General features: G+C 43.4%; 10 protein-coding genes. 4 read left to right on the top strand and 6 right to left on the bottom strand.

Features of this window, described 5'->3' with window-relative positions; genetic code table 11:
• Nucleotides 1-92: 92 nt before the first annotated feature.
• From F9Y84_RS20190 to ahpC, 6 genes are all read right to left on the bottom strand, one after another.
• Nucleotides 93-1,604, bottom strand: a complete 1,512-nt coding sequence (locus tag F9Y84_RS20190; protein WP_168756784.1) for an AMP-binding protein — start codon at nucleotides 1,602-1,604, stop codon at nucleotides 93-95.
• Nucleotides 1,605-1,640: 36 nt separating this feature from the next.
• Nucleotides 1,641-2,789: a retropepsin-like aspartic protease family protein gene (locus F9Y84_RS20185; RefSeq protein ID WP_161972745.1), complete on the bottom strand. Its 1,149-nt coding sequence runs from the start codon at nucleotides 2,787-2,789 to the stop codon at nucleotides 1,641-1,643.
• Between the two features lie 40 nt (nucleotides 2,790-2,829).
• Nucleotides 2,830-4,128: an amino acid kinase family protein gene (locus F9Y84_RS20180; protein WP_147390994.1), complete on the bottom strand. Its 1,299-nt coding sequence runs from the start codon at nucleotides 4,126-4,128 to the stop codon at nucleotides 2,830-2,832.
• 5 nt (nucleotides 4,129-4,133) lie between these two features.
• On the bottom strand, nucleotides 4,134-5,507 hold the full coding sequence (locus F9Y84_RS20175) for a diaminobutyrate--2-oxoglutarate transaminase family protein (protein WP_147390995.1): 1,374 nt from the start codon (nucleotides 5,505-5,507) through the stop codon (nucleotides 4,134-4,136).
• Nucleotides 5,508-5,909: 402 nt separating this feature from the next.
• Nucleotides 5,910-7,478 (bottom strand): alkyl hydroperoxide reductase subunit F, encoded by a 1,569-nt coding sequence (gene ahpF, locus F9Y84_RS20170; RefSeq protein ID WP_147390996.1) that lies wholly within the window; start codon nucleotides 7,476-7,478, stop codon nucleotides 5,910-5,912.
• Between the two features lie 106 nt (nucleotides 7,479-7,584).
• Nucleotides 7,585-8,154, bottom strand: a complete 570-nt coding sequence (gene ahpC / locus F9Y84_RS20165) for an alkyl hydroperoxide reductase subunit C (protein WP_125251725.1) — start codon at nucleotides 8,152-8,154, stop codon at nucleotides 7,585-7,587.
• A 228-nt stretch (nucleotides 8,155-8,382) separates the two neighbouring features.
• Here ahpC and F9Y84_RS20160 point away from each other — a divergent pair, with 228 nt between their 5' ends.
• The 4 genes from F9Y84_RS20160 to F9Y84_RS20145 all read left to right on the top strand — a co-directional run bounded on the left by F9Y84_RS20160 (nucleotide 8,383) and on the right by F9Y84_RS20145 (nucleotide 11,996).
• Nucleotides 8,383-8,805, top strand: coding sequence for a DUF3429 domain-containing protein (locus tag F9Y84_RS20160; protein WP_125251726.1), 423 nt, complete (start codon nucleotides 8,383-8,385; stop codon nucleotides 8,803-8,805).
• Nucleotides 8,806-8,872: 67 nt separating this feature from the next.
• Entirely contained in the window at nucleotides 8,873-9,715 is an 843-nt protein-coding gene (locus F9Y84_RS20155; protein WP_225740798.1) for a GGDEF domain-containing protein, read from the top strand.
• Nucleotides 9,716-9,863: 148 nt separating this feature from the next.
• Nucleotides 9,864-10,946 carry a methyl-accepting chemotaxis protein gene (locus F9Y84_RS20150; RefSeq protein ID WP_147390997.1) on the top strand — a complete coding sequence of 361 codons (1,083 nt, stop codon included), beginning with the start codon at nucleotides 9,864-9,866 and terminating at the stop codon, nucleotides 10,944-10,946.
• Nucleotides 10,947-11,207: 261 nt separating this feature from the next.
• Entirely contained in the window at nucleotides 11,208-11,996 is a 789-nt protein-coding gene (locus F9Y84_RS20145; protein WP_128731659.1) for a class I SAM-dependent methyltransferase, read from the top strand.
• Nucleotides 11,997-11,998 lie beyond the last annotated feature (2 nt).

Genomic DNA, 11,998 nt, shown 5'->3' with positions numbered 1-11,998 from the left:
GGCATTAAATGCCAGACCGAGAAAGTGTTTAGGGTATAAACAGCCTGCTGTTGTATTCAATAAATTACGCAAAGTACGTAAAGCAGCTTAATTTAGCGAGTGGTGCACTTCGGAGTTGAATTCGCGGGATCAACTTGCACATACAAATTCACCAGCGCTACGGTTAAAAAACTATGCGTGACACCATGCTGAGTAAGTGCATTACCAAAACGCCTTGGATCTTGAACCTGCTCTTGTGAAATAACGGCCAACGATGCCCCATTTAATAGCGCCAGCCACATCTCAAAGCTACAAGCATCAAATGCGGTATTATTACAAAAGGCAACCACACTGCTTTGGTCGGTATCAACATGATCTAAGTTGAGTGCAATACGATTGAGGCCTCCGTGCTTTAATATCACACCTTTTGGCTTCCCCGTAGAGCCCGAAGTATACAAAATACAAGCTCGAGTACTCGGGTCCAACTCACTTATCACAGGTTCAATAGCCGCTTCACTTAACGCTGTTTTATCAAGGTTTATCACCGCAACGTCGGGCACTCGCAGAGTAAAGCTTTCCCCGCACACAAGAGCGGCAAATTGACACTGTTCATGCAATAAAGTCAGGCGCTCTATGGGAGTATTTAACGCAATCGGTACGTAGGCGGCGCCCAGTTTAACGATTGCCAAGCACGTCTCAACCAGTGCGACTGAACGTGGTAGCGCCACCGCTACGGTATCTCCACTAGAAACACCAAGCCCCTGTAAGATATGCGCCAATTGTTCACTGCGCTTGTTCAACTGCTCATAGGTAAGGTGAAGCGCTTCCTCTCGTACTGCTATTTGCTGCGGATGAGCTGCGACTCTTGCCCGAAAGACACTGACTAAGTCGCTGATCTCAGCTTTTGCCTGGTAGCTTGGCTGTCCAAGCGCTAGCAATGTTTCTGCTTGCTCTCCAACCAGGGCTAAGGTGTTTAATGGCGCTTGCGGTGTCGAGGTTGCAGCCTCTAAAAAACCTAAAAAGCCGCTAAATAGGCTATGAGCAATCGCTTCACTGTAAAGTGCGGTTGCAAATGACATCTCACAGCTATATCCAGATTCGGTATGGCGCAAACATAATAATATCGCCATTTGTGACAAGTTGACTTCAGCGCTTTGGCTGCAACTGGCAAATCCAAGTTGTGTAAATGCAGCGCAACCGGCATGACTTTCTAGTTCATGTTGCTGCGCCAGCTGGCTAAGCGCTTCATTTGATACGGGCGCAGCAGAGGCTAAAGTGGTCTCACATTCTCTAATTGCCTGAGAAAAGTCTGACGTAAGGTCAATATTGAACAACGCTATTTGCTGCGATAGAGGTGCAGCCTTTACTGCAAGCACTTGCTCAGAATGCAGGGTCAGTCTTGCTAAATAAGCGATAAACGCGGTGAGCAAAGTACTGCTGGCGGATGCTTCAGTTGCACTTAGTAAGCTTGAAACATCGGCTACATAGTGCGTATGCTCCTGATTTGCCGAATGCTGTGTATTTTCTGAGGCCGGTATCGCTGAGCGAAACCCACGTTTCGCTTGACTTTCGAACCAGCGCGCTGCTGTCGATAATTGCATTGAAGTCTTAGAATTATTGTTCATTTTTGTATTCCGTGAGTAAAACGTTCCTAGGGAAGCTCAGTGTTTATGGCGAATGTCAAAACTGGCGGCGTGAAAATTAATATGCATGCGAAGGCTGTCTGCGGTGTCGACACCCAATCGACCATCGCAACGACTATGGCTGCAATCTTGATGGTCGGCACGTACCGTCAGTTTTTTAAAATGCTGTGTGATCGATGGAAAATGGATGCTGATAGGGCCAAATTTAGCGGTTTTCTCCACCGCCCCTTTGCCCCCTAACCCATTAAACTTTCGCTCTTTCCACGTAATGGATTGGTATTGTTCTGGACTTAAGTAATCTCTGGTGATTTGACTCTCCATTGCGCCGGTATCTAAAAACCAGAGTTGATTTGTATTGTTTGCCTTGGTGATCACCATAGGGTCGTCAAACAGCCAGACGAGATTTCCGCTTTTCTCTTGCTGCAGCGCAGGCTTTTTGATTTCAGCGATTTGTTCTTCAAAATCAAGCGTTAAATCCAATGCTTTTATAATTGGCCAGCCGATAATGCCATCAAGTTGATACCAATTAATCCCCAAAAACCGCTGTTCGAGTTCAGTGTGATCAACAACGAGCGCAAGCTGATCTTGGGCTTTAACCGGACCGAGCTGAAACGGTGGCAAGCGCACTAAGTCAGCCTTGACTGTATTTGCAGTTGCAGTATCGATTTCGACTTGCTGCTGTGAGGCAATATCAAGTTGTAATTGCTTCACCACTTTGTCTGTCACTAGACTTTGAGAAGCACCGGTATCGAGCACAAAGTAGAATTCATGTCCATTTAGCCTCAGCTTTACTCTTGGCAGAGGCACTAACCAGTGGCCTTGCAACGGGATGGAGGCTTGTGATTGTTCGAAGTAAAGTTGTGGTAAAGAGCCAGAAGCGAGCGTGTTGGCTATCACAGCACTACTATGCGTAGGGGAAACAATTCCCTCGTCAACTAACTTGCGGATCTTTTCGTATTGCTGTTGCTCAGTCAGCAACGCAAGCCACTGCGGTAATACTTGCGGGACTTCCTTATATAGCTTTGCCAACTCGGTTTCAGCCAACGTAAAGTTGCCAGCTAACATATGACGATAAATGTCGTTTAAAGTGCTTTGCTGCTTCTCGGTGATGGCTTCTAGTTTCGGTGCCCAAGCGTTTATCGCTGGGTCAACTTGTGCTTGGCTCATTGATATACCTAGGAATAAAATCAAAATAAAAAACAAGGTTCTATACTGCATCGTTCACTTCTATACATTGACTTTGTGTAATTTGCTGGCGTAACTGGGCATGTGCAATCCGCATTGCTTGCGCTTTTTCTTCCGCGACAATAACGAGATTCACGCATTCGTTGGCACCATCGGAACACACTGCCAATACCGATATCCCGTGCTTGGATAGCTGACTTTTTAACGCCTGAGTATCAATAGCAAACTGATTGCTGAATAACGTAAGCAGCAACAAGCTTTGACTTTTCTGTATCTTTTGAAGAGCATGTAATATTTTGTTTTGTAAGAATAATTCCATAACAAAACGCAGTTCAGCGGCACCTTTATCAACACAAAATAGTCCTAGGTGTTCGCCATGGGGCAAGACTTGCACGCCACTCAATAGTGCTAATGCACTTACAGGGGGGCGCTCGCCACCAAAATGAATATGAGTGGCTTTTGGCGTGTTTGGATTTTTTGGACACTTTAGCGAAAGTATTAAGCGCTGTTGTCGCAATAATTGTAACGCGGGGTAATGGATCACAGATGCACCAAATTGTGATAAAACACACAGATCGTCAAACGCAATATCGGTGATTAAATTGGCTTCTGGAATAATGTTAGGATCGGCATTACATAACCCTTTTACTTCTTTCCAAATTTCAAGGCGACTTGCATTTAACGCAACAGCCCAGATTGCTGCAGTTGTATCTGAGCCGTTGCGACCTAATGTGGCGATTTGTCCATCTTCCGCGCGAGCAATAAAGCCTTCACTGACATTAACGTGCTTGGCTTGTCTCGCAACCTGTTGCAACAAACGACTGATCTTCTCAATGGCTGGCTGATGTTCGGATTTTTCACCGCATAAATGAATAAACTCTGCGGCATCCAAATAGCCACAACTGAGCCCTAATACACGTAAAACACCGATCATGATCTGTGCGCTCAGCCGCTCGCCGAGTGTGAGTAAGTCATCATGAGCCACCTCCGGGTAATCAAGCAGCTCAAGTGCGTGGTCACATAGATCATAAATCACATGTTGGGTGGCGGTGAGTTCAGGCTCTGCCTGTAAAGTTAGGGCGCATTGCCGAAGTAATTCACTGTGGAACAACTTGACTTGTTCTAATGCGCGTTTTTGGCTCGGTTTGTGTGGGTCAGCAAGAATGGCTTCAAGATCATTTGTCACGTTGCCACAGCCTGACACTATCACGATGACTCGAGTGTGCTTCTGCTGTTGCTGGATAAGCCTTGCGACACGTAATATCGATTCAGCACATCCCAATGATGCACCGCCAAACTTCATGACAACGGGACAATTCATCTTACTTACCCCTGCGCTAGTTGACTCATGCTAAGATCAAGCAGTTCAAGCGCACGCTCGAGCTCATCCATCGAGATAGTTAAAGCTGGTAATAAGCGCAATACAGCCCCAAAGCGGCCACCAGTTTCTAAAATCAAGCCATTGGCAAAGCATTGTTTTTTGATTGCTGAAGCCAATGAGCCATCGCCCAAATCAGGGTGCTTTGGTGATCTGGCTGTGTTTGGGTGAATAATTTCAATTCCTAACATCAAGCCCCGCCCCCTAACATCCCCGATAAAGGTGTACTTTTGCTTCAGTTTTTCCAACTCGGCTTTAAGCCATGTCCCTTTTTTTTGAGCAGCTTCGGCCAATTTATCACGACGGATAATTTCCATACCTTTGCGACCTGCAATCATCGCCAACTGGTTTCCTCGGAAGGTGCCGGTGTGCGCCCCAGGTTTCCAGTGATCATATTTTTCACGATACACAACAACTGACATTGGCATGCCGCCACCAAGTGCTTTTGATAGTAAAATCGCATCCGGCATGATGTCAGCACTTTGAAAGGCGAATAAATCACCAGAGCGAGCGAAACCGCACTGAATTTCATCGAAAATCAGCGGAATATCGTATTCATCACACAATTGACGTAAGCCTTTGAGCCACTTGGCAGGGGCAGGAATACAGCCACCTTCCCCCTGGATTGCCTCTAATATCACAGCAGCAGGCTTGGTTATACCGCTTTCTGGGTCGCTAAAGACGGTTTCAATATGGTGTAAAGAAGTCTCTATTAACTCGTCACCTTGTACCAAGTAAGGTGAGCGATAGTCATAAGGGAAAGGAAGATAATGCACATCAGGCATCAATGACGCTACAGCATCTTTGGCACTGAGATTACCGGTAAGTGATAATGCACCGGCTGTCATACCGTGATACCCACCATGAAACGCAAGTACTGTGCGACGTTTTGTTGCAGTTTTGAATAGCTTAACCGCAGCTTCAGTGGCATCTGCGCCAGATGGGCCGCAAAATTGGATACGTGCTTCATCACGAAACTTTTCTGGCAGTAAACCCAATAACTCTTTAGTAAACGCATATTTTGCGGGTGTTAAAATATCCAATCCTTGCATCACTTCATCTGTATGAAGGTACTTAATTAGCTCTTGTTTAATTTCTGGATTGTTATGACCCAGTGCTAATGTCCCTGCACAAGCTAAAAGATCGACATATTCTTTTCCATCAGCATCGGTAAGGATTGAACCTTTACCAGAGACGATGACTTTATCGATAACTCGCGAATACGTTCTTGCACTTGACTCTACGTAGCTTTGATAGGTGTACCAGCTTGCTGTATCTTGTGATTCAGTGTAGTTGCTTGTTAATTCCTGTGTTCTATCCATTGTGTTATCCCCCTCATTGTTACATTGAAGTTTCATTCACATTACAATTAAGGCTGGTCAAGATATAGAAACATTCACACTACAGCAACGGTTGTGAAATAATTTAAAATAAAACAAACCTTAAAATTAACACTACAAAAACAAAACCCAACCTTTTCATAAACACTAAATTAATATTAATCAAAAAGTTATAAGTTATTTAAACTAAAAATTCGATTGAGTTGCTTTATTTTTGCTATTTACTAAAAGACTGTTGGAGCATAGAAAAGCCACTTCACAGCGGAAAAACAGGCATATTGATGCAAATATAGGGATAAATAAAAAAGCCACACTGCTGGAGTGTGGCTTGGGAGCATTGCATGGGTGTATAGTTGCAATGATTCTTTGTGATAATGCAAATACTTAAGCAGCTTGCTCGTCGTCTTGTCCTAACCGAATTAGATAATCAAAAGCGCCTAAACTTGCTGTCGCTCCCCCACCCATCGCAATAATAATTTGCTTAAACGGTGTGGTGGTTGCATCGCCTGCCGCGTAAACGCCCGCTAAACTTGTCGCCCCTTTGCTGTCAATTTCAATTTCACCAAAGCGACTAAGTTCGACTTCACTCGATTTTAACCATTCAGTATTTGGCACCAGCCCAATTTGTACAAAGATGCCAGCGAGTGCTAACGAATGAGTGTCACCGCTTACCCTGTCTATATAGTTAAGACCAATTACTTTGTTACCATCTCCAACGACTTCAGTGGTTTGTGCGTTTTTGATAATGGTAACGTTGGTAAGGCTTTTTGCCTTTTTGATCAGCACTTCGTCAGCTCTAAGTGTATCGGCAAACTCTAATACCGTGACATGCTCAACAATATTTGCCAAGTCGATGGCAGCTTCTATACCCGAATTACCGCCACCGATCACCGCAACGGGCTTACCTTTGAATAACGGACCATCACAGTGCGGACAATAGGCAACCCCTCTTCCTTTATATTCGGATTCACCAGGTACATTCATACTTCTCCAACGCGCTCCCGTTGCCACTACCACCGATTTAGCTTTTAACACTGCACCGCTTTCAAGAGTGATATCAATGGTTTCGCCTTTGTTAATCGCCGCTGCACGCTGGTTCTTCATCACATCAACGCCATATTGGTTAACATGCTCTTCTAACTGTGCAACCAGTTTAGGGCCTTCGGTTTTTTGTACAGAGATAAAGTTCTCAATACCTAAAGTATCCGCAACTTGACCACCAAAGCGCTCAGCCACAACACCGGTATTTAGTCCTTTACGAGCGGCATAGATAGCAGCAGATGCACCAGCTGGGCCGCCACCAACAACGAGCACATCAAACACCTCTTTGTTGTTAAGTACAGCTGCTTGTTTTTCGCCAGCTTTGCTATCAAGTTTTAGTAAAATATCGCTTAGGCTTACTGCGCCTTGACTGAATTGCTCACCATTTAAGTATACGGTTGGCACGGCCATGATGTTGCGTGATTCGACTTCCTCTTGGAACAAAGCACCATCAATCATCGTAGTCGTAATATTTGGATTAACTGCCGCCATGAGATTCAATGCCTGCACGACTTGTGGACAGGTTTGGCAGCTCAGTGAAATGTACACCTCAAAGTTCAATGGGTTATCAATACCCTTGATCAGTTCGAGATCGTCTGCCGATGCTTTAGTGGCATGCCCGCCTGAATGCAATAATGCAAGAACCAAGCTGGTAAATTCATGCCCCATGGGTACGCCTGCAAACGTAATTTCACTCTTTGTGTCTATACCGCGAACTGACATTTGTGGTATGCGCTTGCCTTCACTCGATTCAGATAGTGAAATTTTATCGCTCAAAGACGCTAAATCTTGCGCTAACTCTTTTAGCTCTTGCGATTTTTTACTGTCATCAAGACTAATGACGAGTTCAATCGGGCGTTGTAGAGAGCTAAAGTGGCTTTGTAGTTGAGTTTTAATTTGGTTGTCTAACATAAATGGTAACCCTCTGCAGAAACTACAGTAAAAATTCGCAAAAACAATGAACTCAGTTCATCTGGATGGTTAATTTGGGAGTGCATACTGCACTCCCTTTGACAATTTAGATTTTGCCAACTAAGTCTAGTGAAGGTGCTAATGTTTCTTCACCTGGTTGCCAAGACGCTGGACATACTTCACCATCGTGAGATGCGATGTATTGAGCAGCTTGTACTTTACGTACTAGCTCTTTAGCGCTGCGACCGATACCTAGGTCATGCGTTTCAATAACTTTGATTTCACCCTCAGGGTTGATTACAAAAGTACCACGAAGCGCTAACCCTTCCTCTTCGATCATTACACCGAAGTTACGAGTAATACGGCCTGTTGGGTCGCCAATCATAGGAAACTGGATTTTCTTAATCGTTTCTGACGCGTCATGCCACGCTTTGTGTGTGAAGTGTGTGTCTGTTGATACTGAATACACTTCAACACCCATTTCTTGAAGCTGTGCGTAATAATCAGCTAAATCACCAAGCTCTGTCGGACATACAAAAGTAAAATCCGCTGGGTAGAAGAATACGATTGACCATTTGCCTAATAGGTCTTGCTCAGAAACTTCTACGAAGTCGCCACCATGGTATGCTGTTGCGTTAAAAGGTTTAATTTTTGTGTTGATTAATGAAGTGCTCATCGCTTTCCTCACTGTTGTTTAGTTTGAATTAATGTTGGCGATTGCTATTCGCCTTGGCTTGAGTACAAAGATAAGGGGAAGTGATATTTAAATAAAATGGATTGTTTGAATCACTGTAATCGAAAAAACTGATAATAGCTTTTTAAGTGATCAACTAATTTAGCATAAGAGTATAAAAGTACTGTAAATACGGTATGATCCAATCATCAGATATAACAGAGCGTTACTATGCACCCCTATTTTAATCATATCCAACTTGGCTACCTTGGTTTTGTTCCCTTTCTTGCCTGTATTGCATGGACCTTAATGACCGGCGCATCAGCTAACACAGTACAAGCGTTTCAATTTTATAGTTTTGGTATTTTAGCCTTTATGGCTGGCAGTTTATGGCGTGCAGGTCAACAAACGCAAAGCCAAGCGATACTGGCTGTTGTTGTTGTGATCCCCTATCCGCTACTGAGTTTTCTAACGCTCGAGTGGTCATTGGTATACTTATCCGTGGCTTACTGGCTGGTCTATCTGATTGAACGTTTATCCCCAATGTGGAAAGAATACCATAAGGATTACCAGAAAATGCGCACCGTGCTAAGCGCAATGGTTTTCGTCGGGCACCTCTTTATGATTTCTCAAGCCCTTGAACTCAGCGCTTAGGAAACTTGCGTCCCATGACCCATTAACTATAACTAACTGTAGGCGAACCATAGCGAGCTAAATTACTTTGATAAAAACGGCAGTTCCATTGCTACTGTTCTGGATAGTGAATATCGCGTTAGCGGTGTTTATGTACACCAATGGTCACACAGATTACGAGAGTTTCGAGGAGCTTTTTTGGTTTGCTGTTTCGTTCACGTTATTTTTTATCATTACCAAAGAAGTCGTCAATAAACTATTACGTGTAGCATTACTTGTTTATTCCGTTGGCTTACTACTGGATATTTTTGACAGCTTTATCGGCAACACTAATCTGCCTATTTTAGGCTTAGATACATCTTTGAAAAATCTAGGTTTTTTATTAATAAGTGTCGGCTTTTATCGCATGATCAAAGAAAAGCGTAAAGACGTTTACAAGCTAAAAGCAGAAGTGGAAAGAAGAAGGCAGCTCGAACAGCAGATGCGTTACGAAGCAAATCACGACTCGATGACCGGAGTGGGCAGTCGCAAAGCTTGCTTCGAAGGGCTACAAGCACATAAGTTTGCGGGTCTATGGTTACTCTATCTCGATGTCGATAACTTTAAACAAGTAAATGACACGTATGGGCATCACGTTGGAGACAAGGTACTCATTAGCTTCACACAAAATATGCAGCAATACTTTGGTTTGTCACATTGCTTTCGGATAGGAGGGGATGAATTCATTGCTTATGTGGATTGTGAGCTGCCTAACCTAGATGAAATCAGAAGTGCATTACTAAACGGGCTGCTTGAATACAATATCAATGTCAGTATAGGACAGGTTATGGTCGACCCTGCAAAGCAAGCTGATTTACTTATCCATGAAGCAGATAAACAAATGTATGGTGATAAGAAAGGTAAATCTCTTCGTTCCAGCTCTAGAGGCTAAAAGACCCAAAAGCGGTAAATTTGTAAACAAAAACTGACTTTTTTGCAGTAAGAATCATCAGTTGACTTGCTGCCCTCACTAAATTTGTAGCACTAATACACAATAATTGCTAAGCTATCGTTAATATTAAGTTATAGGGGAATGTGCAGTGTTTGCAAAGCTATTTACAAACAACGAGACCCAGCAAGCGCTCGAAAAAGCGCAACAAGAACTGCTCCAACTGAAACAACAAAATGAACAGTTAAGTGCCGAAAATGAATCACTCAAAGCAGAGGTGGTCAGCGCTCAGGTGTCTCTGAATGACAACACAGATAATCAATTACTGCAATGTGCGCTGACTGGACTTGGTCAAGTGCAGGGGATCCGCGAAACAGTACTCGCAAGCTTTATGGGGATCGAAGAAGAAAGCCATTCTATAGAGAAAGTAAACGCTGCCTTTTCTAAGTCGGAAACGGCATTACGAAAAATACTCGTAGGCATGGATCAGCTTGGAACAAATATGGACAAAATGACGGCCAACATCTCTGGCTTGTCGCAAATGGCTGATAGTATAAATACGTTTGTAACCACGATTTCTAAGATTTCAGATCAAACTAACTTACTGGCGCTTAACGCCGCCATAGAGGCGGCGAGAGCTGGCGAAGCTGGCAGAGGGTTTTCTGTTGTAGCTGATGAAGTAAGAGCACTTGCCACCAACACGAATGAATCAGCTAATGAAGTTTCAGATCTCGTGAAGAAAATCATCGACACGACGCACACAACCGTGAATGCTGTAGAGGAAATTCAAGCCTCCAATATTACCCTGTCCGACAGTATTGGACATTTAAATGATGAATATGAAGGGATTGTTGCATGCTGTGATTCAATGAAAGACACAATTTTAGTGTCTACAACACAGACATTTATCCAAACAGTGAAGCTTGACCATGTGGTGTGGAAGGGGGATGTTTACAACGTGATTATCGGTAATAGTCACAAGGGAGTAAATGATTTTGCCGACCATACAATGTGCCGACTAGGAAAGTGGTGGAGCGGCGAAGGCGCTGACAAATTTGGAGCTCACAATGCCTTTAAACGTTTAGATGCGCCACATAAAGAGGTACACCGTGCAGGCGTGGAAGCAATTAGAAAATTCCAATCCGGTGATCCTCAAGGCGCAGTTAAGCAGCTTAATCAAATGGAACGAGCAAGTGTCGAAGTAATGGACTTACTTGACCAGCTAGGGCATTGATAAGTAAAGCGATACACTGTTTTATCGGATACCCGCTTTAACACTAAGGGAAATTATACGACGCCATAGTAAATGACCTATAGGCTGTATGTTTCTTTGTTTATTTTGCGGGTATTGCAACATTTGCTGCCGCGGCGATTTTATCTAATTTATACGAATTATATTCATTAATTGGTATTAATCCTCCCAGACAGGAGCCAACCGCTACAAGATACCAGCCTAATTTGGTAAACTCTCCGTTTTGCTGATTTAGATAATTCCATGATCCTTGATAAAAACTGGCGTATTCTCACTGTTGGCGATGGTGATTTAAGCTTTTCTTACTCTTTAGCAAAGTACCTAAAGCCAATTCATCTCACTGCCAGTATTTATGACAGCGAAAGTGCACTTAAACATAAATACCAAGACAACGCATTTGATAAACTTGCAAATATTGGTATTGATATTATCACCGAGTTTGATGTTACCAAGGCGAGCTGCTGGCATAGGCTCTCTAAGCAAAGCTTTGATGCGGTGATATTTCAGTTTCCATTGATCCCGGCATTTGCCTCTTATGAAAGCTTCCAGCAGCAAACACTAAGCGTAAACACGTTAAATCGCCAGTTGCTAAGAAAGTTTTTACTCAACGCAACAAAGTATGCGTTAGACCCAGCAGGTGTAAACCTTGGGATAATCACCTCTAAAGACGTCAAGCCCTATATTGAGTGGAATATAGAGCAGAGCCTGATAACAAACACAGACTTGTGTTACCTCGGTCAGTCTACTTTTGATATTTCACAATTCCCTGAGTATCTTATCCGTAATGTAGATCGAGATAAACATGTAAAGGATACTAGTGGCGTCAGCTATTACTGGTCGATAAATCACTCGCACCCAATAACCTCAAAACTGCAAATGCCACATTACTTAGCGCCAAATCACTGTACTATTTGTAGAGCAGGCCCATTTGTCAGCGAAGTTGATGCGCTATCACATCAAGAATCGAAAAAACATAAAAGTATGCAGAAACACGAAGACCAGTGGCAATTATATTTACAGCAACACAAGTAAAA

The sequence above is a fragment of the Pseudoalteromonas peptidolytica genome, assembly GCF_012641745.1.
Classification (GTDB): Bacteria; Pseudomonadota; Gammaproteobacteria; order Enterobacterales; family Alteromonadaceae; genus Pseudoalteromonas; species Pseudoalteromonas peptidolytica.
Note: the sequence above shows the minus strand (reverse complement) of the source record. Positions and strands in the feature narration are given on the sequence as shown.